General features: G+C 62.2%; 22 protein-coding genes. 17 read left to right on the top strand and 5 right to left on the bottom strand.

All coding sequences use genetic code 11. The features are described from left to right. Positions 1 to 18: 18 nt before the first annotated feature. The 6 genes from P9255_RS05040 to dld all read left to right on the top strand — a co-directional run bounded on the left by P9255_RS05040 (position 19) and on the right by dld (position 6,512). Positions 19 to 1,377, top strand: a complete 1,359-nt coding sequence (locus tag P9255_RS05040) for a Rieske 2Fe-2S domain-containing protein (RefSeq protein ID WP_309789212.1) — start codon at positions 19 to 21, stop codon at positions 1,375 to 1,377. Next, positions 1,374 to 1,862 (top strand): benzoate 1,2-dioxygenase small subunit, encoded by a 489-nt coding sequence (gene benB / locus P9255_RS05035; RefSeq protein ID WP_309765822.1) that lies wholly within the window; start codon positions 1,374 to 1,376, stop codon positions 1,860 to 1,862. Before P9255_RS05040 ends, benB begins: the two co-directional genes overlap by 4 nt. Positions 1,863 to 1,900: 38 nt before the next feature. After that, a complete protein-coding gene (gene benC, locus P9255_RS05030) occupies positions 1,901 to 2,932 on the top strand; it encodes a benzoate 1,2-dioxygenase electron transfer component BenC (RefSeq protein WP_309765821.1) in 1,032 nt (343 codons plus the stop codon). Continuing rightward, positions 2,919 to 3,695 (top strand): benzoate diol dehydrogenase BenD, encoded by a 777-nt coding sequence (benD, locus tag P9255_RS05025; protein ID WP_309765820.1) that lies wholly within the window; start codon positions 2,919 to 2,921, stop codon positions 3,693 to 3,695. Before benC ends, benD begins: the two co-directional genes overlap by 14 nt. Before the next feature lie 33 nt (positions 3,696 to 3,728). Then, positions 3,729 to 4,130, top strand: coding sequence for a RidA family protein (locus P9255_RS05020; RefSeq protein ID WP_309765819.1), 402 nt, complete (start codon positions 3,729 to 3,731; stop codon positions 4,128 to 4,130). 645 nt (positions 4,131 to 4,775) lie between these two features. Continuing rightward, positions 4,776 to 6,512, top strand: coding sequence for a D-lactate dehydrogenase (gene dld, locus P9255_RS05015; protein ID WP_309789211.1), 1,737 nt, complete (start codon positions 4,776 to 4,778; stop codon positions 6,510 to 6,512). 25 nt (positions 6,513 to 6,537) lie between these two features. On the opposite strand, the gene P9255_RS05010 is transcribed toward dld, so the two are convergent. Then, positions 6,538 to 7,200 carry an HAD family phosphatase gene (locus tag P9255_RS05010; RefSeq protein WP_309765817.1) on the bottom strand — a complete coding sequence of 221 codons (663 nt, stop codon included), beginning with the start codon at positions 7,198 to 7,200 and terminating at the stop codon, positions 6,538 to 6,540. 292 nt (positions 7,201 to 7,492) lie between these two features. Here P9255_RS05010 and P9255_RS05005 point away from each other — a divergent pair, with 292 nt between their 5' ends. Next, complete coding sequence (locus tag P9255_RS05005; protein ID WP_309766764.1) at positions 7,493 to 8,764, top strand: MFS transporter; 1,272 nt, start codon at positions 7,493 to 7,495, stop codon at positions 8,762 to 8,764. A gap of 163 nt (positions 8,765 to 8,927) precedes the next feature. Further along, positions 8,928 to 10,787, top strand: coding sequence for a dihydroxy-acid dehydratase (ilvD, locus tag P9255_RS05000; protein ID WP_309765816.1), 1,860 nt, complete (start codon positions 8,928 to 8,930; stop codon positions 10,785 to 10,787). A gap of 245 nt (positions 10,788 to 11,032) precedes the next feature. Here ilvD and P9255_RS04995 read toward each other — a convergent pair whose 3' ends face one another. From P9255_RS04995 to P9255_RS04985, 3 genes are read right to left on the bottom strand one after another with little or no spacing between them, the layout of a single operon-like run. After that, on the bottom strand, positions 11,033 to 11,677 hold the full coding sequence (locus P9255_RS04995) for a response regulator transcription factor (RefSeq protein ID WP_309765815.1): 645 nt from the start codon (positions 11,675 to 11,677) through the stop codon (positions 11,033 to 11,035). Continuing rightward, positions 11,658 to 13,196 carry an ATP-binding protein gene (locus P9255_RS04990; RefSeq protein ID WP_309765814.1) on the bottom strand — a complete coding sequence of 513 codons (1,539 nt, stop codon included), beginning with the start codon at positions 13,194 to 13,196 and terminating at the stop codon, positions 11,658 to 11,660. Before P9255_RS04990 ends, P9255_RS04995 begins: the two co-directional genes overlap by 20 nt. A 38-nt stretch (positions 13,197 to 13,234) precedes the next feature. Continuing rightward, positions 13,235 to 13,621, bottom strand: a complete 387-nt coding sequence (locus P9255_RS04985; protein ID WP_309765813.1) for a response regulator — start codon at positions 13,619 to 13,621, stop codon at positions 13,235 to 13,237. 430 nt (positions 13,622 to 14,051) lie between these two features. Here P9255_RS04985 and P9255_RS04980 point away from each other — a divergent pair, with 430 nt between their 5' ends. The 4 genes from P9255_RS04980 to P9255_RS04965 all read left to right on the top strand — a co-directional run bounded on the left by P9255_RS04980 (position 14,052) and on the right by P9255_RS04965 (position 17,500). Beyond that, positions 14,052 to 14,387: a DUF4148 domain-containing protein gene (locus P9255_RS04980; RefSeq protein WP_309765812.1), complete on the top strand. Its 336-nt coding sequence runs from the start codon at positions 14,052 to 14,054 to the stop codon at positions 14,385 to 14,387. A 70-nt stretch (positions 14,388 to 14,457) separates the two neighbouring features. Then, positions 14,458 to 15,243 carry an alpha/beta hydrolase gene (locus P9255_RS04975; RefSeq protein WP_309765811.1) on the top strand — a complete coding sequence of 262 codons (786 nt, stop codon included), beginning with the start codon at positions 14,458 to 14,460 and terminating at the stop codon, positions 15,241 to 15,243. Between the two features lie 234 nt (positions 15,244 to 15,477). Then, positions 15,478 to 16,584, top strand: coding sequence for a hypothetical protein (locus P9255_RS04970; protein ID WP_309765810.1), 1,107 nt, complete (start codon positions 15,478 to 15,480; stop codon positions 16,582 to 16,584). A gap of 466 nt (positions 16,585 to 17,050) precedes the next feature. Then, positions 17,051 to 17,500, top strand: a complete 450-nt coding sequence (locus tag P9255_RS04965; RefSeq protein ID WP_309765809.1) for a monooxygenase family protein — start codon at positions 17,051 to 17,053, stop codon at positions 17,498 to 17,500. Between the two features lie 90 nt (positions 17,501 to 17,590). On the opposite strand, the gene P9255_RS04960 is transcribed toward P9255_RS04965, so the two are convergent. After that, positions 17,591 to 18,574, bottom strand: a complete 984-nt coding sequence (locus P9255_RS04960) for an FUSC family protein (protein ID WP_309789210.1) — start codon at positions 18,572 to 18,574, stop codon at positions 17,591 to 17,593. A 709-nt stretch (positions 18,575 to 19,283) separates the two neighbouring features. Between P9255_RS04960 and P9255_RS04955 the strand changes: the two genes are divergently transcribed. The 5 genes from P9255_RS04955 to P9255_RS04935 are packed head-to-tail and all read left to right on the top strand — an operon-like array spanning position 19,284 to position 23,462. Beyond that, positions 19,284 to 20,375 (top strand): ABC transporter ATP-binding protein, encoded by a 1,092-nt coding sequence (locus P9255_RS04955; RefSeq protein ID WP_309765807.1) that lies wholly within the window; start codon positions 19,284 to 19,286, stop codon positions 20,373 to 20,375. Next, positions 20,362 to 21,486, top strand: coding sequence for an ABC transporter ATP-binding protein (locus P9255_RS04950; protein ID WP_309765806.1), 1,125 nt, complete (start codon positions 20,362 to 20,364; stop codon positions 21,484 to 21,486). Before P9255_RS04955 ends, P9255_RS04950 begins: the two co-directional genes overlap by 14 nt. Continuing rightward, the gene (locus P9255_RS04945; protein ID WP_309765805.1) at positions 21,483 to 22,379 is read left to right on the top strand and encodes a sugar ABC transporter permease; all 897 of its coding nucleotides are present in this window, start codon (positions 21,483 to 21,485) and stop codon (positions 22,377 to 22,379) included. Before P9255_RS04950 ends, P9255_RS04945 begins: the two co-directional genes overlap by 4 nt. Further along, positions 22,369 to 23,181: a carbohydrate ABC transporter permease gene (locus P9255_RS04940; protein WP_309789209.1), complete on the top strand. Its 813-nt coding sequence runs from the start codon at positions 22,369 to 22,371 to the stop codon at positions 23,179 to 23,181. Before P9255_RS04945 ends, P9255_RS04940 begins: the two co-directional genes overlap by 11 nt. After that, complete coding sequence (locus P9255_RS04935; RefSeq protein ID WP_309765803.1) at positions 23,181 to 23,462, top strand: DUF2160 domain-containing protein; 282 nt, start codon at positions 23,181 to 23,183, stop codon at positions 23,460 to 23,462. The genes P9255_RS04940 and P9255_RS04935 overlap by 1 nt, the downstream gene beginning before the upstream one ends. Positions 23,463 to 23,530 lie beyond the last annotated feature (68 nt).

Raw genomic sequence — 23,530 nt, 5'->3', positions numbered from 1 at the left:
CGCATAGGGAGACGGCTCATGTCCGCAACATTCGATAAAGCCCGACAGCTCGACGACCTGCTCGCCAATGCCGTGCAGGACGACACGGAAAACGGCGTTTTCCGTTGCCGCCGCGATATCTTCACGAACCCGGATCTGTACGAACTCGAAATGAAGCACATCTTCGAGAAGAACTGGGTGTATCTCGCGCACGAAAGCCAGGTCCCGAACAACAACGATTACTACACCACGTGGATCGGCCGTCAGCCGATCGTCATCACGCGTGACAAGACCGGTGAACTGCATGCGGTCATCAATGCCTGTGCTCATAAAGGCGCAATGCTTTGCCGCCGCAAGCATGGCAATAAGGGCAGCTTCACGTGCCCTTTCCACGGCTGGACCTTCTCGAACGCAGGCAAGCTGCTCAAGGTGAAGGATGAAAAGACCACTGAGTATCCGGTGCAGTTCAACAAGCAAGGCTCGCACGACCTGAAGAAAGTCGCGCGCTTCGAGAACTATCGCGGTTTTCTGTTCGGCAGCCTGAGCGACGACGTGATGCCGCTCGAAGACTATCTCGGCGAAACGAAGATCATCATCGACCAGATCGTTTCACAAGCGCCGGATGGCCTCGAAGTGCTGCGCGGCAGCTCGTCATACATCTACGACGGCAACTGGAAGATGCAGATGGAAAACGGTTGCGACGGCTATCACGTCAGCACCGTCCACTGGAACTACTCGGCGACGATGGGACGCCGCAAGGTCGAAGGCACGAAGGCCGTGGATGCGAACGGCTGGAGCAAATCCGTCGCGGGCGTCTATGGCTTCGAGCACGGACATATCCTGCTGTGGACGAACACGATGAATCCGGAAGTGCGGCCAGTCTATGAGCATCGTGATGAAATCGCGGCACGCGTGGGCGAAGACAAGGCCAAGTACATCGTCAACCAGACGCGCAACCTGTGCCTCTATCCGAACGTGTTCCTGATGGACCAGTTCAGCACGCAGATTCGCGTGGTACGTCCCGTCAGCGTCGATAAAACCGAAGTCAGCATCTTCTGCTTCGCACCTAAAGGCGAGAGCGCAGAGAGCCGCGCTATCCGCATTCGTCAATACGAAGACTTCTTCAACGTCTCGGGCATGGGAACGAGCGACGATCTCGAAGAATTTCGCGCATGTCAGGCCGGTTACGCAAGCACGACATCGATGTGGAACGACATGTCGCGCGGCGCGCCGCTGTGGGTCCACGGTCCCGACGCGAACGCGAAAGGCATGGGCCTGAATCCGCTGATCTCCGGCGAGCGCAGTGAAGACGAAGGCCTCTTCGTGGTTCAGCACGAATACTGGATGCGGGTCATGCGCGACGCGTTGCAAAAGGAACAGGCGGAGGTGGCGGCATGAGCATCGATTATCAGAAGATCTGCAACGCGCTCTATCAGGAAGCGCGTCTTCTCGACGATCGTCAGTGGGACGAGTGGCTCGCCTGCTATACCGATGACGTCACCTACTGGATGCCCGCATGGGACGACGACGACAAGCTGACCGACGACCCGCATAGCCAGATATCGTTGATGTATTACGCGGATCGCGGCGGACTCGAAGATCGCGTGTTCCGCATCAAGACCGAGCGCAGCGGCGCGTCGATGCCGGAACCACGGACCAGTCATAGCGTGACCAATGTCGAAGTGCTGGCTCAACGCGACAATGAAGTGGATGTTCGATACAACTTCAACACGCTCAGTCATCGCTACAAGATCACGGACCAGTTCTTCGGCACCGCTTACGTCACCTTTCGCAGGATCGACGACCGCCTGCTCATATCGAGCAAGAGGATCGCGCTGAAGAACGACTATATCCGCCAGGTGCTCGACGTCTATCACGTCTGATGCCCTTTCCGGGAACGAGACACGAAGCAGGAGGCACTATGTCCAGCTATAACATCGCACTGAATTTCGAAGACGGCGTGACGCGCTTTGTCGAATGCAAGGCCGGCGAGAAGGTTCTCGATGCCGCCTTTCGCGCGAAGATCAATCTGCCGATGGATTGTTCCGACGGCGTATGCGGCACCTGCAAATGCCGCGCCGAAAGCGGCCAATACGATCTCGGCGACGACTATATCGACGACGCGCTGAGCGAAGACGAGAAAGACAGCGGTCTCGTCCTCACCTGCCAGATGGTGCCGCAAAGCGATTGCGTCATCGCGGTGCCCGCATCGTCCACATCTTGCAAGACGGAGCACAACAAGTTCGCTGCAACCGTCACGAAGGTCGAGCAACATCACGATGCCGCCGTGGTTCTCGAACTGGATGTGGACGGCGTTGCGCCGGCTTTCCTCGCTGGCCAGTATGTGAACATCGACGTGCCGGGCAGCGGACAGCATCGCTCCTATTCGTTCTCGTCCGCGCCGGGGGAATCGAAGATCAGCTTTCTGATCAAGAAGATTCCGGGGGGCGTGATGAGCACGTGGCTCGACACCGCGAAGCCGGGCAGCAAGGTCGAGCTGACCGGACCCATCGGCATCTTTTATCTGCGTCCCGTCGAACGGCCGTTATTGTTCCTCGCGGGCGGCACGGGACTGGCCCCGTTCCTCTCGATGCTCGAAGTGCTCGCACGCACGAACCCGCAGCAGAAGGTGCATCTCATCTATGGCGCGACGCGCGACCTCGACCTCGTGATGGTCGAGGCCATCGAGGCATACACGGTGAAGCTGCCGAACTTCACGTTCACGACCGTGGTTGCCGAAGCCGCGTCCAGTCATCCTCGCAAAGGCTGGGTCACGCAGCATATGCCCGCTGAATGCCTGAACGATGGCGATGTCGATGTCTATCTGTGCGGCCCCCCGCCGATGGTCGACGCAGTACGCAAGCATTTCGACGATAACGGCGTGGCGCCGAACAGCTTCCACTACGAGAAATTCACTCCCAATGTCGCGGCGGTGGCTCATGAACATGCATAGGTTCGAAGGCAAGGTAATGGTCGTGACCGGCGCGGCGCAGGGCATCGGCCGCGGCGTTGCGCTGCGTGCGGCGTATGAAGGCGCGAAGGTGCTCTTCGTCGATCGCGCCGACTTCGTCTCCGACGTGGCGGCCGAAGCGGCTGGCGCGGATACGGCAGGCTTCGTCGCAGACCTGGAAACGTACGAGGGCGCAGCCTCGGCGATGGCGTTCGCCATGCAGCGATATGGCCGCATCGACGTTCTCGTCAATGGTGTGGGCGGCGCGATTCGTATGCGGCCCTACGCCGAATTCGAGCCCGCTCAAATCGATGCGGAGATCCGCCGCTCGCTGATGCCGACGCTCTACGCGTGCCATGCAGTCTTGCCGCATATGCTCGCAGAGGGTGGCGGGACCATCGTCAATGTGTCTTCCAATGCGACGCGTGGCATCCGTCGCGTGCCTTACTCGGCGGCTAAAGGCGGGGTCAACGCAATGACGCAATCCCTTGCGATGGAGTACGGCGAGCACAACATCCGCGTCGTTGCTGCGGCGCCGGGTGGAACGCAAGCGCCCGCGCGACGCGTCCCCCGCAACGCGGCAGGAGACAGCGCAGAAGAGAAGGTCTGGATGAGCGAAGCGGTAAAGCAGGTCACCGACTCGACCTTCTTCAAACGCTACGGCACGCTGGACGAGCAAGTCGCGCCAATACTCTTTCTCGCATCCGACGAAGCGGGCTATATCACAGGCGCGGTGCTGCCGGTTGCAGGCGGCGACAACGGTTGAGGCATTGCAGCGAATCAGAGAGGAGACGCCATAGTGAACGAACGCAAAGCCATCGTCCCTGCGGGAATGGAAGCGGTCTACGACAACATTCGCTACGCCCCGGCAGTGAGAGTCGGCCACACGGTGTATGTCTCGGGGCAGATCGGCCGTGACGCCAACATGAAACTGGTGGAAGGACGCGAAGCGCAGATCGTGCAAGCCTTCGAGAATCTCAAGACCGTGCTCGAAGCCGCAGGCGCAACGCTCGCCAATGTCGTCGACATCACCACGTTCCACACCGACATGCGGGATCTCCCGCTCTTCATGCAAGTGCGCGACCGATACCTGAAGGCACGTCCGCTGCCTGCGTGGACCGCCGTGGGGGCGCATATGCTGGGCGGCGCAGGCGGTTATATCGTGGAAATCAAGGCCGTGGCGGTCATCGCTGAACGATGATGGACCGTCGCTTGTTCGATAACCACGACGCCAGCACGCGACTCGCCATGTTGTTGCGATACATGCAGGTGGAACAAATCACATGGCGTGCGTGGAGACACTGCGCGAACGTCACACCCCTCACCCGCGCCTCGACTCCTTCGAGGTCCGCGTCAGACCATCGATGATCCATCGCAGGCAAGCGAATGGCGGTCGGATCGTCGGCCGGACATTGAATGCGCTCGACATTGCATGTGATGCCTGGAACTTGCCGGTTCGTCGTTCCCAAGACTCTGTAGGCACGCGCGCGCCCTCGTCGTGCGGCAAATGAATGCGAAGCCGTGGGGCCTTGTAGACGAAGAACAGCACAGCCGTTTCCACGGATGTTCTCTGTCGCCGCAGTGCCGTAATCGCGGGCCTATCCCCCAAAGACAACGCCGATTCACGTAATATCCAGAAACGGCGCTTTATCTCTTTTCGCTCTCTAACGATCTCGACGAGACGCGCGAAGTCATCTCGCGGGTCATGCAGCGCATGTGTTTCGCGAAGTCCATGTACGAATGCCCGCCATGCTGCGCGAGCCGGACTGACGAAGAGAAAGCGAACTCGTCGCGTTGAGGCGAAAGGCTTCGCTCGCTGCGGTCTCTACAACAGAAACGGTCTTTCATGAACGAACTGATTCAGTCGCTCGGCGACATCGTTGGAAACGCTTACGTCTTTACCGGCGCCACTGAAACGCGCCGCTTCCGGCAAGGGTATCGATACGGCGGCGGCCCGGTGCTCGCCGCGATTCAGCCGGGCACGCTCGTCGAGATGTGGCGGGCGCTGCAGGCGTGTCATCGTGCGAATGTCATCGTCATCTGTCAGGCGGCGAATACCGGGCTCACCGGCGGATCGACGCCTGCGGCTGAAGGCTACGATCGCCCGGTCGTCGTGATCAATACCATGCGCTTGCGCCGGCTCGATCTGATTCGCAACGGCGAGCAGGCGATCTGTCAACCGGGCGTCACGCTCGACCAGCTCGAGAAGCGTTTGAAGCCGCTCAAGCGCGAACCGCATTCGGTGATCGGCTCGAGCTGCATCGGCGCATCCGTAACCGGGGGTGTGTGCAACAACTCGGGCGGTTCGCTGATTCGCCGCGGACCGGCGTTCACGCAGCTTTCGATTCACGCACGCATTACAGCCGACGGCGAGCTGAAGCTGGTCAATCACCTCGAAATCGATCTCGGCGACTCCGCCGAAGCCATCCTCGCCCGTCTCGACGCAGGCGAACTGCCCGACGATATCCCCGCAGCAAACGGGTTGCTCGCTTCCGATCACGAGTACAGCACGCATGTGCGCGACATCGAGGCATCCACTCCCGCGCGCTTCAATGCAGACCCGCGCCGGCTCTACGAAGCATCGGGCTCTGCGGGACACCTCGCGGTGTTCGCACTACGGCTGGATACGTTCCCTGCGGACGAACAGACGCAAGTGTTCTATATCGGCAGCAACGATCCGGCCGAACTCGAAACCATCCGCCGCGACATTCTCGGCGGCTTCAAGAGTCTGCCGATAGCGGGGGAATACATGCACCGCGGCGCGTTCGACATCAGCCGCCGCTATGGCAAGGACATGTTCCTCTACATCCGGACCTTCGGCACCGACAAGGTGCCGCGCGCCTTCGCAGCGAAGAGCCGGTTCGATGGATTCACCGAGAAGGCCCGGCTCGGCAGTGGCATCAGCGATCGCCTGCTGCAGGCATTGAGCCGGCTTTTGCCCGAGCATCTGCCGCGACGGCTGATCGAGTACCGCGACAGATTCGAGCATCACCTGCTGCTCAAGATGGGTAACGACGGCGTGCAGGAAGCGCGCGACTATCTGCAATTGCGGTTTCCCACGCAACAGGGCGACTATTTCGAATGCACGCCCAAGGAAGGCGAAGCGGCGTTTCTGAACCGCTTCACCATCGGCGGCGCGATGGTCCGGTATCGCGCGGTGCATCCGCGAACGGTGGAGGATATCGTCGCGCTCGATATCGCCCTGCCGCGCAATACGACCGACTGGTTCGAACGGCTGCCGCAGCACATCTCGAAGGACATCGAGTATTCCATGTACTGCGGTCATTTCTTCTGCCATGTGCTGCACCAGGAATATCTGGTGAAGAAAGGCGTCGATTGCGACCGCATCAAGGACGAGATCCTCGCGCTGCTGGCTGCGCGCGGCGCCGAGTATCCGGCGGAGCACAACGTCGGGCACCTCTACGAAGCGAAAGCGTCGCTTACGCAGTTCTATGAAGAGCTCGATCCGACCAACTCATTCAATCCCGGCATCGGAAAGACCTCGCGTCTGTTCAAGTGGGGAAAATCCACTTATGGCTGCGCTTGCGAGTCCGATCGTGAGGCTGCGCATCAGACGCAATGAAGCACGGGCCCGTGCGACTGCCTGCCTAGACCCCGGACAGCGAGAACGCCTGCAGCCCGAGCGTCGCCGCCAGTTCACCCGGCGACCGCACGATCTGCGCTTCGGCAGGAAAGAGCGCGGCGGCATCGTCATCGACGGGCCAGCCGATCACTCGCATGTGCGCCGCTATCGCGCCGCCCGCGCCGGTCGGACTGTCTTCGACTGCGACGACCTCTTCCGGCGCGAGACGCAGCAGCCACGCGGCGCGTTCGTATGGCTCCGGGCTCGGCTTGCCGTGACGCACGTCGTTGACGCTGACCGTGATGAGCGACGGCTCCTCGATGCCCAACGCGCGCAGGTTCGCTTCCAGCAACATGCGCGAAGCATTCGATACGATTGCCTGCGTGATGCCCGCCGCCTTCGCCATGCGATACACCTCGAGCGCGCCGGGACGGGGCACGAGCCGGGGCGCGCCGTTCAGATAGGCCCGCGCGCGAAACGCCGACCATTCGCTGAAATCGACGGAAAGCCCGAAGCGCTCGCGAACGAGCGCATGCACTTCGCGCCCGGTCTTGCCGAAAACGAGCGGATGCAATTCATCGCCCGCTTGCACCCCGTGATGGGCGAGCGCCTCGACGAGCGTCGCCAGATGCAGTGACTCGCTCTCGATGAGCGTGCCATCCATGTCCCACAGAATTGCCTTGATCAAAGCGTGATTGTCCTTGTCGTGCGTGCGCCGCAAACGCGTGTGCGTCGAGCGCGTCGTGTCGTGGTAGATGTGCTGCGCCTTCCCCCCCGATGCGATCGCATGTTTCGCGCGGGCGCCGGGATAGCCTAGCCTATCACGGCGCACTCAAACGGACGACACGAGCACGGCAGCGCCGTTTCCAGTCGATAATGCTCGTGGAGTGCCGCTAAAGGCAACGCAAGCTCTTGGATTCGCCTTCGAAAACAGCGCCGCTTCTAACGCGGCAAAACACAGGAGATACTGCATGACTGATATGCCGGGCTTGTCGCTACAAGAGACGGAATCGAGCCGTCGTGCGTGGCGAGTCATCGTGGCCGCATCTATCGGCAATGCGCTCGAATGGTTCGACCTCGTCATATACGGGTTCTTTGCCGTCACGATTTCCAGGCTGTTCTTCCCCGCCGGGAGCGAGACGGTCTCCTTGCTGCTCACGCTCGGTACGTTCGGGGTGTCGTTCTTCATGCGCCCGCTCGGCGCGGTCGTGCTGGGCGTCTATGCGGACAAGGCAGGCCGCAAAGCCGCGTTGACGCTATCCATTCTCTTGATGATGGCCGGCACCCTGCTTATCGCGATCATGCCGACATATGCGACGCTCGGCATCGCGGCGCCGGTCGGCATCGTCCTCGCTCGCATGATTCAAGGTTTCTCGGCGGGAGGCGAATTCGGCAGCGCGACCGCCTTTCTCGCGGAGCACGGTGGTCAGCGGCGCGGGTTCTTCGCGAGCTGGCAAGCGGCCAGTCAGGGACTCACGACGCTGCTCGCAGCACTGGCCGGCACGTGGCTGACGACCGCGCTCACGCCGGAGCAGGTGCTGAGCTGGGGATGGCGACTGCCGTTCTTCCTCGGATTACTGATCGGACCGGTGGCGTACTACATCAGGCGAAATATCGATGAAACGCCCGAGTTCGTCGGCACGGAAACCACCAAGACGCCGCTGGCCGATACGTTCACGGATCAAAGACATCGTCTCGTGCTGGCGATCGGAGCGGTGGTCCTCGGAACGGTGGCGACGTATCTCATTCTCTTCATGCCCACGTATGCGGTCAAGCAACTGGGCCTGCCCGCATCCGCTGCATTCACTGCGACCATCGCAACGGGCGTGATCCAGATGATCGGTGCTCCGTTCTTCGGCCATCTGTCCGACCGTGTCGGCAGGACAAGAATCATGATGGTGGCAGGCGCGGTCTTCCTCGTCTGCGCGTATCCGGTTTTCCGGCTGCTGCACGACTATCCTGCGTTCGGCACCCTGGTCTGGGTCCAGATTTTCTTCGGCTTGGCCAACGCAGCGTATTTCGGCGCACTCCCCGCGTTGCTCAGCGACCTCTTTCCGACGAAGAACCGCACGACGGGAATGTCCGTCGGCTACAACGTGTCGGTGACGGTGTTCGGCGGTTTCGCGCCGTTCATCATTACGTCGCTCATCGGGCTGACGGGGAATCCGCTTGCCCCGAGCTTCTATCTGATCGCGGCGGCGATCGTCAGCCTGTTCGCACTGGTCCATATCAGAAAGCTGGCGCAGGCGTGAGCGGACACGCGGGCGGGGCAGCGCGGCGAGGGAGAATGAACGTAACAGGTATGTGATAATTCCCAACCCGCGCCCGTCCGGCCCACAAGGCCGTCGACACTGCGCGAGGGCCCGTTACCCCTCGTGGCCAGCCTCCCCTCGCGAAACTCGAACAGCAACCACGATGCCTACATACCGTTCCAAAACTTCCACCGCCGGCCGCAACATGGCGGGGGCGCGCTCGCTATGGCGCGCGACCGGCATGAAAGACGAAGACTTCTCGAAGCCGATCATCGCCGTCGTCAATTCGTTCACCCAGTTCGTGCCGGGTCACGTGCATCTGAAAGACCTGGGCCAGCTCGTCGCACGCGAAATCGAGGCGGCGGGCGGCGTCGCCAAGGAGTTCAACACGATCGCGGTCGATGACGGCATCGCGATGGGTCACGACGGCATGCTCTATTCGCTGCCGAGCCGCGAGATCATCGCGGATTCGGTCGAGTACATGGTCAACGCGCATTGCGCCGACGCCATGGTCTGCATCTCCAACTGCGACAAGATCACCCCGGGGATGCTGATGGCCGCGATGCGCCTGAACATCCCTGTCATCTTTGTTTCGGGCGGCCCGATGGAGGCCGGCAAGACGCGCCTCGCCAATCCGAAAACCAAGGCCATCGAACTGAAGAAGCTCGACCTGGTCGATGCCATGGTGATCGCCGCCGACCAGTCATACTCCGACGCCGACGTGGCCGAAGTGGAACGCTCCGCGTGCCCGACATGCGGCTCCTGCTCCGGCATGTTCACGGCCAACTCGATGAACTGCCTCACCGAAGCGCTCGGTCTCTCGCTGCCGGGCAACGGCACCGTGGTCGCGACACACGCGGATCGCGAGCAGCTTTTCAGGCGCGCGGGCCGGGGCATCGTCGAACTGGCGCGCCGCTATTACGAGCACGAAGAGGCGCGTGTGCTGCCGCGCTCGGTCGGCTTCAAGGCTTTCGAGAACGCCATGACGCTCGATATCGCGATGGGCGGCTCGACCAACACCATCCTTCACCTGCTGGCGATCGCCCGCGAGGCCGAGATCGACTTCACGATGGCGGACATCGACCGCCTCTCGCGCACCGTCCCGCAGCTCTGCAAGGTCGCACCGAACACGAACAAGTATCACATCGAGGATGTGCATCGCGCGGGCGGCATCATGGCGATCCTCGGCGAACTCGATCGCGCGGGCAAGCTGCATACGGATGTCCCGACCGTGCACGCGCCGACGCTTGCAGACGCGCTCGCGCAGTGGGACGTCAAGCTGACCGACGACGAAGCCGTCAAGACCTTCTATATGGCGGGACCCGCGGGCGTTCCGACGCAAGTCGCGTTCAGTCAGAGCACGCGCTGGCCGAGCCTCGACACGGATCGAGCCGAGGGCTGCATTCGCTCCTTCGAGCACGCGTTCTCGAAGGAAGGCGGCCTCGCGGTGCTGACGGGCAACATCGCGCTCGATGGCTGCGTCGTCAAGACGGCCGGCGTCGACGAAAGCATTCTCGTGTTCGAAGGCACCGCGCATGTCACGGAATCGCAGGATGAGGCAGTCGAGAACATCCTCAACGACAAGGTCAAGGCGGGCGATGTCGTCATCGTCCGTTACGAAGGTCCGAAAGGCGGACCCGGCATGCAGGAAATGCTTTACCCGACGAGCTATATCAAGTCGAAGGGTCTCGGCAAGGCGTGCGCGCTGCTGACGGACGGGCGTTTCTCGGGCGGCACGTCGGGCCTGTCCATCGGCCACTGCTCGCCGGAAGCGGCGGCGGGCGGCGCAATCGGCCTCGTGCGCGATGGCGACAGGATTCGCATCGACATTCCGAACCGGACGATCGACGTGCTGCTGTCCGACGACGAGCTCGCGCGCCGTCGCCAGGAGCAGGACGCGAAGGGCTGGAAGCCCGCGAAGCCACGTCCGCGCAAGGTGTCGGCGGCGCTCAAGGCGTATGCGAAGCTGGTGATGTCGGCGGATAAGGGCGCGGTGCGCGACTTGTCGTTGCTGGACGACTAGGTTCGCGTTTCGTGCAGACGAAGAAGGCCGCTTTCGCAAGCGGCCTTTTTTGTGCGTGGACGGTTTCTTGCTGGCGCTCGGCCGGAGAATGCCGAGCGCTTCGCGCGTGCGGCGCTGTAGCCGGCCCGTTCGATAACTCGACGCGAAACGGCATCGTGCCGTGTCAGTTCACTACGCGAGCCGCGCGTGTTTTCCCGGCGTGCCGAAACGGCAGTCACAAGCAACCACCGTAACGCCCCGCCCGATCAAGCGCGATCCGGCCCGACGCCCAGCGCCTCCGCCTTGCGAACCAGATCCGCGAGCGACCGGGCCTGCATTTTCTTCATCGCCTGTCCGCGATGGATCTTCACCGTGATCTCGCTCAGCTTCATTTCGGATGCGATCTGCTTGTTCATGAGTCCGGCCACGACGAAGGCCATTACTTCCCGTTCGCGCGGAGTCAGCGATCCATAACACACCCGAAGATCGGCGACGGAGCGGCTCGACTTGCGGCGCTCTTCGTCGCGCGCAAGCGCAGTGGCGACGGCATCGAGCATGTCCTGGTCACGAAATGGCTTCGCGAGGAAGTCCTGCGCGCCCGCCTTCATCGCCTTGACGGTCATCGCGATATCGCCGTGCGCGGTCATGAAAACGATCGGCAAGCCGAGTTCGCTGGCCGCGATCTGCTCCTGCACCGCCAGTCCGCTTTGCCCTCGCAGTCGCACGTCGAGGATCAGGCAGCTCGGCACGTCCTGCATCTCGCACGCGAGAAAGTCTTGCGCCGATGCGAACGTCTGCACCGCGAGCCCCACGGAGCGCAGCAACATGCCGACGGCCTCGCGCATGGAGTCGTCATCGTCGACGACATAGACCATCGCATTGCTCGCGGCGTTATCGAGCCGGCTGCTCATGACATGTCCCCTTATCGACGGGCAGAATGAACTGCAAGGACGCACCGCCTCGTGCGGCAGCCTCGGCCCAGATGCGGCCGCCATGCGCCTCGACGATAGACCGGCAGATCGACAGGCCCATGCCCATGCCATCGGCCTTGGTCGTGAAGAAGGCGTTGAATATGCATCCCGCGCTGTCTTCGCCGATGCCCGGCCCCGAATCCTCGACGGCCACATGAGCATGATCGCCGTCGAAGACGCGCGTGGCAATCAGCAGCCGGCGCGGCGTGGTCTGGGCGGCCATCGCCTGCGTGCCGTTCATGATGACGTTGATGAGCACCTGCTGCAACTGCACGCGATCGCCGCATACGACAGGCGATGGCTCGGCAAGCTGCAGCCGCACTGCCACGCCATGACGGTCGAGTTCGCCGCGCACCAGCTCGAGCGCCTCCTCGACGGTTCCATTCAGCGCGAATGCGGCGGCGGGACCTTCGTGCTTCTTCGCCATCGCGCGGATTCGCTGGATCACGTCGCTCGCGCGTTTCGCATCGCGAATCATCTGCGCAATCGACTGCTTCGCTTCCGCGAGATCCGGCTCCGGCCGATTCAGCCAGCGCAGCGCGGCATCGCCGCACGTGACGATAGCGGCGATCGGCTGCGTCGTTTCGTGCGCAATGGACGCGGCGAGCTCGCCGAGCATCGAGATGCGCGTCACGTGCGCCAGTTCCGCCGTCGAGCGCGCAAGCGCCTCCTGCGCGAGCTTCGTCTCGGTGATATCCATCAGCGCGCCGGCATACTCCCGCTCACCGCTTCGCTGCACCGCATGCGCGACGTAATGCACGTGCTTGATGGCGCCATCGGGCATCCGCAGCCGATGCTCGACATCGATCACGGGCGCGCCGCCTTCCTCGTCGCGGTACGCGTTGCGCACCAGCGCGAGATCGTCGGGATGCGTGCGGGCGAGAATCGCATCGATGGATGGAACTACGTCGCGGGCGTACTGGAAGATGCGATAGGCCTCGTCGGACCACCACATCGTGCCTTCGGGCAAGCGCGTCGCGATGCTCGCCGTGCGGCTCAGGCGCTGGGCGTCGAGAAGGAACGCTTCGGTGCGTTCGAGCGCGCGCTCCGCCTGCTTGCGCTCCTCGACCTGCTCGCGCAGATCGGCGGTGGCGGTCTGATTCCTCAACGCGAGATAAGACGTGGTCGCGATCGCGAGCAGGCTCACCGCGCATCGGGCGATGGCGCCGGTTGACACCGAGTCGTCGTGAGAGAGGACGAAGCCTGCAAGCGTCAGCAGCACGCAGCCCCATGCCGCGCGGACGGTTGCCGTGCGCCCGCCCGACGACGCGACGAGCAGCACGACGACGACATAAAACACGGCTATCGCGATGTCGAGCGGCGTGAGCGCATCGATGAGAAACACCGCGAGGGCAAGCGCACCGGCAAGCGCCCATGCGATTCGCGCATCGCGGCGCGCGATACCGGCCGACTCGTTGTGCCGGCCGCTTGGATCGGCCGGGCTAAGCGGATTAAGCATAGGCAGTCGAATGGCGTTGACTTGACGAACGCGTGCGCTCACTGGGCGTCGGATTGAAAACGTCGCTGCAACGTACTCAGGCAATCGGATACGACGGCGCCGTCCACCGGCTTGCCGAGAAAGCATAGCGCGCCGCCGTCGAGCGCCTGCCTGCGTACCGCATCCGATGCGAACGCGGTGATGAAGATGATCGGCAACGCGAGGCCCAGTTCGCGCAGCCGCTGCTGCAATTGCAGGCCGGTCATGCCGGGCATCTGCACGTCGCTGATGATGCACGCAACTTCGTCGAAATGCCCGAATGCCAGAAACGATTCCGCAGACGGGTACAGATGCACGTCCCAGCCGAGCGAGCGTAACAGGCTCGACGTGGCGGCGCGAACCGATTCGTCGTCGTCGATGACTGAGACCAGTGGAGGGAAGGTCAAGCGCGTGTCCTCGATCATGTGCTGTCGGCGCGGCCCAAACGTGCGGGTCCGCTACTGTGACGCCATCTTAGCGAGCGCGGCGAGCGCGGCAAATCATATGTGCGTATAGGTTTTCTCTTTCGCCGGGCGGCGCTCATACGTTGGTATAGCGGCGTCATGCGTCCGGCTATTGCAACTGATCAAAGGTTCGATAAGCGTCATCCGCGCGCCTCGCGGATCGCACGCCCGGTTATCCCGAAGTACACACGAACTCAACGCCAGCATGGCCGCTCGCGCGCCTTCGTACGATGGGCCGGCAAGCCTCGTCCCACTACATTTCATTCACGGCTGCATCGATGAACACGGTCAGCCGCACGAAGCAACGCCCGACGCACGACAGGCGCTTCGAGGCCCCATCCGGCTCATTCATTTCATTCAAGGAGTGTCACTCATGAAGAAGATCGTCGTTTATCTCGCACTTGCCGCCAGCGCATTCGCCGCACCCGCTCTGAGCTTCGCGCAGTCCAGCGGTCCGCTCACCCGCGCCGAAGTCCGCGCCGATCTGGTGCGCGTCGAGCAGGCCGGTTACAACCCGGCGCTTGCAAGCGATCCGCACTATCCCGACGACATCCAAGCCGCCGAAGCAAAAGTCGCAGCGGAACAGACGGGCGGCGGTTTCGGCGGCGTGCAGCAGCAGCGCACGTCGTCGGGGGCGCCGGCGCGCATGTCGATGAAAGGAACGTGCGTCGGGCCGGCAGGCTTCTGCACGCCCTACTTCGGAAGCTGATTCGTCACGGCCGGGCAGCCGAACCTGTCCGGCCGTCCCTAACCTCTTATATCCGTCGATGGAGTCTCTCGTGAAGTTTCTATCGCATGCAGCTATCGCGCTCGCGGTTGCCGCCGGTTTCGCGTCATCTCCTGCAATCGCCGCTACATCGAGCCCCAGACAGGTCAGGAACATCGTTCTCGTGCATGGCGCGTGGGTCGATGGCTCTGGCTGGAAACCGGTCTACGACATCCTCGTGAAGGATGGGTATCACGTCAGTCTCGTGCAGGAACCGTTGACCTCTCTTGCAGACGATGTGACAGCCACTCGCCGCGTGCTCGACTTGCAGCACGGCCCGACGATCCTCGTCGGCCATAGTTATGGCGGTTCGGTCATCACGGAAGCAGGCGAGCACCCGAATGTCGTCGGTCTCGTTTATGTCGCCGCACATGCGCCTGCTGTCGGCGAGGATGAAAGCGCGCTCGGCAAACAGATGCCGAGTTATACGTCGAAGCAATCGGGCGCCATCGAGAAGACCGCCGATGGCTACACGTATCTCAGTCCCGCCGTGTTCCCGAAAGACTTCGCGGCCGACCTGCCATTAGCCAAAGCCAGGTTCGAATCGCATGCGCAGATGCTGACGGCGGCGGATGTTTTCTCGACGCCGTTGACCGCTGCGGCGTGGACCTCGAAGCCGAGCTGGGGCATCGTCGCGGGCGACGACAAGATTATCAGTCCGGATCTCGAGCGCTGGTATTACGCGCGGGCGCATAGCCACACGACCGTGATTCCCGGCGCGAGTCATTCGGTGTATGAGTCGCGTCCGCGGCAGGTTGCGGCAGTCATCGAGGATGCGGCGCGGCACGCGCAACCATGAGCGATACGTCCGCTCGCGGAGTCGTCGCCTTCGGAGACCCACGGCAGGTGCAGATCGAATGTGTGACTGCTTTAGCTTCGCCATGACCAGCCAGCCCAAGGCCAAGACCCAAACATAAGACGAAATCGCCGCGATAAGTGGAGCAGCGCACAATGGGCCGCCGTCGCATTCGATAACCTCGTGCCTCATCCCCTCGGAGCAGGCGAGTTCACACCACAAACTACGGGGAAAATCATGAAAACACGCATGGCGGTTGCGTTGAGCGTTGTGCTTGCTGCATGTGGCGGCGGCGGGGGCGGTGAAACCAGCGCGACGTCCGCGGCATCGGCCACGCCGGCGTCGAATTCGACTGCCACGACGTGTTCAGGCGGCCCTTTCACGACAGACCCGGCGAAGGCCTGCTCCGATGCGTCCGGCAAGGTCGTCACCGCCTACGTCTACGCGCAGCCGCAGACGGTCATTGCCGATGGCGCCGTCATCTCGACCGACACGACATGGCCCGCGAGCGGTTCGCCGTATTACATCGCCGGCACGATGCACGTTGCCACGGGCGCTACGCTGACGATCCCGGACAATGTCATCGTGGAGGGCATCAGGCCGACGCCGTGCACGTCCGACTGCATCGGGCAGATTCCGACGAAAGGCATCATCAACGTGGCGGGGAAGCTGAATGTCGGTGGCAACGATCAGGTGCAGCTTCTCGGCGTGACCGTCAGCAACGTCGATGCGAACGCGGGCGGCGGGACGGTCAGCATCCAGCATGCGCGTCTCGAAGACGCCTTCGTGCAGATCAGTCCCGCCGCGCCTTTTTCGATGACCTATAGCCAGGCTTATCGTCTCAACGTGACGCCCATCGTTCGCGCAGGCGTCACCACTTACGAGGCGGGCACGAACGGCTACCCAAGCTTCAAGAACTCGACGCTCAGGTACAACACGTTCGTCGATTCGGCCGCCTTCGCCTTCGATCCTTCGGTGATCGTGCAGAACAATCTGTTCATCAACATGGTCGATTCGCTCGTCTTGATCGACGACTTTCCGGTCAGCGGCGCGCCTGCCGGCATCGCGAAGAACAATTCGTTCCTGTTCAAGACGAACTCGCCGAATACGAACCGCATGGTCATTGCGGCGCACGGGACCTACGCTGCATCGACGATGCACACCCTCGACTTCTCGAACAACTTCTGGGGCGTGACGGACAACACGACGATTCAGTCGCGTATCCTCGACAGCACGAATTCGAGCAGTCCGAGATTGCCGAACGTCATCAGCTACGCGCCGGCCGCCGCGAATCCGGACCCGGCGACGCCCGCCGATCCGCAAAGCAACGTGCCGAACGAGTAAGCGAGGGGTGCGAGCGCGGCTGGCCAGCCGCGCGCCTCACTCGACGATGATGGCGGCCGGCGCGGTCAGCGAAGAACCCGAGTTGTCCGTCTCGCGAATTCGCACGACCGCGCCGCGAAGCGCGAGAAGACCGAGGGGCGGCCGGCTTCGGCCGGTTGCGCAAGCGAGCGTGCCGCGGACCGTCTTGACGCCGCACGCGCTCATCGCGGCAACGCGCGCCACACGCGCTGAACGCATCACGTCGAGAGCTGCTATAACGCCGGCATCGACCGTCCCGCGCAGCCGGCGCGCGGAACCTTTCACCCCACGAACCGTTGCATTCGGGGCGGTCGCGCTCGAGAGGCGCTGTCGTGAATGGCTTCGATCATCAGGTTCATCCATGCGGCTCTAGTGGCGCATCTGTCAGCGCAGCTTGCGAGCGGATGATCGGCGACTATGCTTACAGTTCAGAAGCAAAGGAGCCGCCATGCAAACGTCCGTCGTCCGAAGATCCGTCGATCTCAGCGCGTATCCGAATCTCGTCGTCGTGCAATTGGGCTTTCGCGTGCGCCGGTTGCGGGGAATCGCCGCGATACTCGGCATCGGCAAAGGGCTGCGGCAGATCGAATCTAATCCGCCGGATGGATTACTGTCGAGCCAGCAGGTGTTCTTCGCGCTCAACCATATCGGCATTCGTCAATACTGGCGCGATCTCGACAGCCTCGAAGCATTCACTCGCAGCGAGCCTCATTCGCGGTGGTGGCGCGACTTTCTGCGCGACAGCCGCGGCGCGGGCTTCTGGCATGAAACGTACAGCCGGCAGGGAATGGAAGCGGTCTATATCGACATGCCGGCACCCGTGGGCTTCGATCGTTTTGCACCCGAGCGCCAGCCGACCGGTCCCTTCATGAGCGCGCGGCAGCGGATGGGAAATTAGCGATCACGAAGAATCGACTCGCCGCTCGATCCGCGCCGCATTTCCAGGCGATTTCATGACCGACTTGCATCGGCAGCGCGCGCGTTTTCGTTACGCCGTCGCCTGCGGCTCCAGCAAGTCGCTGATGCGTTTCAGATTCGATTCGACCTCTGCCAGCGCGAACGCCAGCGTGGACAGCGCCTGCACCCGCTGCGGACAATGACCGGTCTGCGAGACGCGTTCCATGCAGCGCGACCGGGCGTGGGTCGCGGCATCGTGCAGCGGCGCGAGGAAGTCCCGGCTCGCCGGCAGCGGCGCGTTGTCTCGAAGGTAGGCTGCGAGGTGGTGCAGGTAGTCGCTGCCGTTCTTCCGTACGGCGCTTACCAGCTCGCCCAGTGCGGCGCAGTCTTCCGCCGCGAATGCGCCGCTATGCGACTGGCCAACGCGGTCGAGCAACACGAGTCCGTGCCACAGGGTATGGAAAGCGTCGAGCGCCGCGTTGAGCGTCGGGCCGCGTTCGAAGCGCGCTCGAATTCGCGCTTCGCCACTGATGGCTCTTGCGTCCACGAGGTGACGAAGAAACTGTTCGTGCAACGCATCGACGGCGGCGCGGTCATGATCGCGGGAAAGGATCGGCACCGCCGATAGCAACGCGCGACAGTCGTCGAGCAGCTCGGCCATCACAGCGAACGCGCGGGAGCGCGCCATTTGCGGCACGACGGTCAACGACACCATAATGCCGATTCCCGATCCCAGGATAATCGCGACTGCGCGCGAGAGCGCTTCGAGCGGGCTGTCGGGCGGCTGAAGCGCAAGCGCCGCAGCGACGAAGATGCTGTAGTTGGTCGCGGGGAAAAAGGCCGATGTCAGACACGTCGTCAGGGTGGTCAGCGCGAGCCTGGGCAAGGCGGCTTCAGCAGCAGGGAAACTGTGCAGTGCCGCGAGTCCGACGAGCGTTCCGATAGCAGCGCCGGCCATCTGTCCCATGCCGCTTTTCAGGCTGCGGTCGAAATGCACCTGCAGCGAAAACAGGCTGGCGAAGACGCCCCAGGTGAGGCTCGGAGAGTTCGCGAACCGCAAGCACGCATAAGTCACAGCGCTCGCGATGAGCGACTGAATGCAGATGCGGGTCGGGTCGGACCGGGCAATGCGCCGAACGGAATTGAGGGCTGTCACGCCGTGATAGGCAGCAAGTGTCGTTCCGGTGACCAGAGACGCGGTAAGAGAAGCGGCGCGCGTCGACGAAAAACGCTGCCTTTGCGGAACAAACGCTGTCTTGCGCAAGCGAATTACAGCGAGTGAGTGGAGTGAGCGAATGATGTCGTGCGAGAAGAATCGATAAAAGACCCGAGCGGCCATCGCATTTTTCAAAGTGCGGGCTTACCTGCCGGTTCTCCGCGCTCAGGTTATATGCAGGAGAAACTTATTCGCCTCAAGAGGAGACATCGATTCGCTAAATGTCATGACGCGCGCATTTGCGATGGTTCACGAATCGAAGCCGTAGCGTGCGCCACGGTAATAGGTCAGCAGTAGCCGAAGCCCTGACCCGCCAAAAGCCCTTTCGCTAAATCGCTCCCAACTATTGGACAAGCAGCCTGTCGGCAAGCCGCGAGATGCACCGTTCGCGCGCCATGCCGACGAAGTTCTCTAATTTCATCCGGTCGTAAGGTTAACCCCGATTTAAACCCAAACCAACAAAAGGGACATTCAGGCTGCTGCATGTAATCCAACTGCAACCCGATTGACGCCACCTTAACGCGCCGGCTTCCGCAGCTGGCGTTACGCGCGCCGCGAGGAGGAAGATTTGGTTCTGGAACTGGAGCGAGTCAGTGTCGTTTCTGGCGGGCAACCGTATCTTTACGGCGTGGATTTGCGCCTCGTCCCCGGCGCCATCAATGTGCTGCTCGGACCCACACAAGCAGGCAAGACCACGCTCATGCGCGTAATGGCGGGGCTCGACAGGCCGAGCGACGGCCGAGTGCTCGCCGACGGCCAGGACGTGACAGGCGTCAGCGTTCGCGAGCGCAATCTCGCGATGGTTTATCAGCAGTTCATCAATTACCCGGCGATGACGGTTTTCGAAAACATCGCCTCCCCTTTGCGCCTTCAAAAAATCGACCCTGCCGAAATCCGCCGGCGTACGCAGGAAGTCGCAGCCAAACTCCATATCGAGCATTTGCTGCAGCGGCGGCCAGGCGAACTGTCGGGTGGCCAGCAGCAGCGCTGCGCGCTCGCACGCGCGCTCGTGAAGCGCACGTCCCTGGTATTGCTCGACGAGCCGCTCGTGAATCTCGACTACAAACTGCGCGAGGAGTTGCGCATGGAACTGGCTACGCTTTTCGCCGACGGCAAGACGACCGTCGTGTACGCGACCACCGAACCGCTCGAAGCGCTGCTGCTGGGCGGCTATACGGCAATCGTCGATAAAGGCCGGGTTCTGCAGTTCGGTCCCACGCTCGATGTGTATAACGCACCGGTCAATGTCGCGGCCGCGGCGGTATTCAACGACCCGCCGATGAACATGCTGACGAGCGACTCGGCCAACGGCCGCGCGCGTCTGCCGATCGGCGTTGAGGTTCCGGTCAGAAACGGCTCCGATGCGACCGGCGCATGCCGTATCGGCATTCGGCCTGGACACCTGCGCCTTCGAGCGAAGGCCTCTCATGCGATCGCCGTTCCGTGCCGGCTGGAACTCGCCGAATTGAGCGGCTCCGAAACGTATCTGCACTTGCGCACGCTGACGGGCGCGGTGGACCTGGTTGCGCAGTTGCAGGGCGTGCATCAGATCGCGCTCGGCACGCAGCTCGACGTTTTCATCGACCCTGACGAACTGTTTGTGTTCGGCGCGGATACCCGACTGGTGTCCAGCCCGGAGGCAGCTCATGGCGTGCATTGAGTTTCAGAATCTCGCGCACGCGTACGGACCGAACCCCGCGACGCTCGACGACTACGCGCTTCAACCCATGAGCATGGTCTGGGATGACGGCGGCGCGTATGCGTTGCTCGGGCCATCGGGTTGCGGCAAGACCACGCTGCTCAATATCGTGTCGGGGCTCGTCAAGCCGTCGGAGGGCAAGGTGCTGTTCGACGGACGCGACGTGACGGCGCTCGGCGCACGTCAGCGCAACATCGCCCAGGTGTTCCAGTTCCCCGTGATCTACGACACGATGACCGTATTCGATAACCTCGCGTTCCCGCTGCGCAATCGCAAGGTGTCAGCCGCCGAGGTCACGAAGCGCGTGCACGAAGTCGCGGAAATTCTCGACATGACGCGAGAGCTGCCGAACAAGGCAAGCAATCTGGCCGCCGACGCCAAGCAGAAGATTTCGCTTGGGCGGGGCCTCGTGCGCAAGGACGTCGCGGCGATTCTCTTCGACGAACCGTTGACTGTGATCGACCCCGCGATGAAGTGGATGCTGCGCCGACAGTTGAAGAGAATCCATCAGCAGCTCAAGCTCACGCTGATCTACGTGACGCACGATCAGGTAGAAGCGCTGACTTTCGCCGACGAAGTCGTGGTCATGACAAATGGCCGCGTCGTTCAGAAGGGCGGAGCCGATGCCCTTTTTTTGCGGCCGGATCACGCTTTTGTCGGCTACTTCATCGGCAGTCCCGGCATGAATCTCTGTTCGATCGAGCTCGACGCCGACGGCGCGAGAATCGGCTCGCAGCGCTTGCCGCTCGACGCGGGCACGCTTGCGACGCTGCGCGGCGCGCATCAGCAGGCAAACGGCGCGCTTAAACTGGGGATTCGTCCGGAGTTCGTGCGCCTTTCGCAGCAAGGAGAAGCCGGCGCGGTCAAGGCGCGCGTGCTGCGCGCGCAGCAGCTCGGCAACTATCAGCTAGTTACCGCGGAATGCGACGGCCATGTGTTGAATGCGAAGCTCGAGCCGCATTTGCGGGTTGTCGACGGACCTGCCTGGCTGCATCTCATCGCGCCTGAGACCGTGTTCTTCTGCAACGACGAAAGAATCGAAACACGCATCTCCGAAGGGGCCATGCGATGAACAAGCCCGTCAATCAGAAGGCGTGGTTGCTGGTCATTCCGGTGTTCATCTGCGTCGCGTTCTCCGCAATCCTGCCGCTGATGACAGTGGTGAACTATTCGGTGCAGGACATCATCGGCCCCACGCAGCATGTGTTCGTCGGTACGGAGTGGTTTCGCAACATCATGACTGATCCCGATTTGCGCGAAGCGCTCGGCAGACAGGTTATTTTCTCCGGCTGCGTACTGCTGTTCGAGATTCCATTGGGCGTGGGCGTCGCCCTTGCGATGCCGGCATCGGGATGGCGCGCATCGGCCACGCTCATCGTGCTGGCCATGCCGTTGCTGATTCCATGGAACGTCGTGGGCACGATCTGGCAGATTTTCGGTCGGCCGGATATCGGACTGCTCGGCTACTGGCTCAATAGTCTCGGCTTCGACTACAACTACACCGCGAGTCCCACGGCCGCATGGCTCACCGTGCTCGTGATGGACATCTGGCACTGGACGCCGCTCGTCGCACTGCTGTGCTATGCGGGCTTGCGCGCGATTCCGGACGCCTTCTATCAGGCCGCCGAAATAGATGGCGCAAGCCGCTTCGCGGTGTTTCGCTATATCGAATTGCCCAAGATGCGTGGCGTGCTGATGATCGCCGTGCTGCTGCGCTTCATGGACAGCTTCATGATCTATACCGAGCCGTTCGTGCTGACGGGCGGCGGCCCCGGCGATTCGACAACCTTCCTGAGTCAGTATCTAACGCAAAAAGCGGTCGGCCAGTTCGATCTGGGCCCGGCCGCCGCCTTCTCGCTGATCTATTTCCTGATCATTCTGCTGCTGTGCTTCATTCTCTATAACTGGATGAGCCGCGTAGGCACGGGCGGCCCCGCCGCGCAAGGAGACGACCATGCGGGATAAGCGCCGCTTACTGCGGACGTCGATACTCATTGTCTACATGCTGTTCGCGCTGATTCCGCTCTACTGGATGTTCTCGATCTCTTTGCGCACGAACGAAGAAACCATGTTGACGTTCGCCACGCTCCCGCAGCACGTGACGTTCGAGAACTACAGGGTGATCTTCACCGATCCTTCATGGTACTGGGGCTACATCAATTCGATCATCTACGTGCTGATGAACACGGTGATGTCGGTGCTGGTGGCGCTGCCTGCCGCGTACGCGTTCTCACGCTATCGCTTTCTCGGCGACAAGCACATGTTCTTCTGGCTGCTCACCAACCGCATGACGCCGCCCGCCGTGTTCCTGCTGCCGTTCTTCCAGCTTTATTCGAGCGTCGGCCTGACCGACACGTACATTGCCGTCGCGCTTGCGCACATGCTGTTCAACGTGCCGCTTGCCGTGTGGATTCTCGAAGGCTTCATGTCGGGCGTCTCACGCGAAATCGATGAAACCGCGTACATAGACGGCTATACGTTCCCCGCATTCTTCGTGAAGATCTTCCTGCCGCTCATCAAATCGGGCGTCGGGGTGACGGCTTTCTTCTGCTTCATGTTCAGCTGGGTCGAGCTGCTGCTCGCGCGCACGCTGACTTCGGTCAATGCAAAGCCTATCGCTGCCGTGATGACGCGCACCGTGTCGGCGGCCGGTATGGACTGGGGCGTGCTGTCGGCGGCGGGCGTGCTCACGATCGTTCCCGGCGCGCTGGTGATCTACTTCGTGCGCAACTACATCGCCAAGGGTTTTGCGATGGGGAGAGTGTGATGTTCTCGTGGATGTACTGGACGCCCGAGGTAGCGATCTTCTTCGGCTGCATCGTCGTCATGCTGGGCGGCATGACGGTATGGGAACTGCGCTCGCCGACTCATGAACGCAAGGGCTTTCTGCCTATCGCGACGACTCGCGGCGATCGCCTGTTCATCGGCCTGCTGACTGCCGCGTATATCAATCTTGCGTGGCTGGCGATCAGCGCGGAGGGATCGAGTTCCTGGCCGGCTTTCGCAGCGTCGGTGCTGGTGCTGCTCGCGATCATGTGGAAAGGCTAAGAAGGCCGACGCATGCAATGAAGACTGGCAACTGCCGGTCCCGCTGATGCCCCCAGCGGGCGCCGACA

The organism is Caballeronia sp. LZ019 (assembly GCF_031450825.1).
Taxonomy (GTDB): Bacteria; Pseudomonadota; Gammaproteobacteria; order Burkholderiales; family Burkholderiaceae; genus Caballeronia.
This window is presented reverse-complemented; position numbering and strand designations above follow the sequence as displayed.

Coding starts and splice junctions, on each gene's coding strand:
- P9255_RS04970 (WP_309765810.1), top strand. CDS start 15,478: ATGAAAACACGCATGGCGGTTGCGTTGAGCGTTGTGCTTGCTGCATGT.
- ilvD (WP_309765816.1), top strand. CDS start 8,928: ATGCCTACATACCGTTCCAAAACTTCCACCGCCGGCCGCAACATGGCG.
- P9255_RS04990 (WP_309765814.1), bottom strand. CDS start 13,196: ATGCTTAATCCGCTTAGCCCGGCCGATCCAAGCGGCCGGCACAACGAG.
- P9255_RS04940 (WP_309789209.1), top strand. CDS start 22,369: ATGCGGGATAAGCGCCGCTTACTGCGGACGTCGATACTCATTGTCTAC.
- P9255_RS04935 (WP_309765803.1), top strand. CDS start 23,181: ATGTTCTCGTGGATGTACTGGACGCCCGAGGTAGCGATCTTCTTCGGC.
- benB (WP_309765822.1), top strand. CDS start 1,374: ATGAGCATCGATTATCAGAAGATCTGCAACGCGCTCTATCAGGAAGCG.
- P9255_RS04950 (WP_309765806.1), top strand. CDS start 20,362: ATGGCGTGCATTGAGTTTCAGAATCTCGCGCACGCGTACGGACCGAAC.
- benC (WP_309765821.1), top strand. CDS start 1,901: ATGTCCAGCTATAACATCGCACTGAATTTCGAAGACGGCGTGACGCGC.
- P9255_RS05040 (WP_309789212.1), top strand. CDS start 19: ATGTCCGCAACATTCGATAAAGCCCGACAGCTCGACGACCTGCTCGCC.
- P9255_RS04965 (WP_309765809.1), top strand. CDS start 17,051: ATGCAAACGTCCGTCGTCCGAAGATCCGTCGATCTCAGCGCGTATCCG.
- benD (WP_309765820.1), top strand. CDS start 2,919: ATGAACATGCATAGGTTCGAAGGCAAGGTAATGGTCGTGACCGGCGCG.
- P9255_RS04945 (WP_309765805.1), top strand. CDS start 21,483: ATGAACAAGCCCGTCAATCAGAAGGCGTGGTTGCTGGTCATTCCGGTG.
- P9255_RS04980 (WP_309765812.1), top strand. CDS start 14,052: ATGAAGAAGATCGTCGTTTATCTCGCACTTGCCGCCAGCGCATTCGCC.
- P9255_RS04995 (WP_309765815.1), bottom strand. CDS start 11,677: ATGAGCAGCCGGCTCGATAACGCCGCGAGCAATGCGATGGTCTATGTC.
- P9255_RS05005 (WP_309766764.1), top strand. CDS start 7,493: ATGCCGGGCTTGTCGCTACAAGAGACGGAATCGAGCCGTCGTGCGTGG.
- dld (WP_309789211.1), top strand. CDS start 4,776: ATGAACGAACTGATTCAGTCGCTCGGCGACATCGTTGGAAACGCTTAC.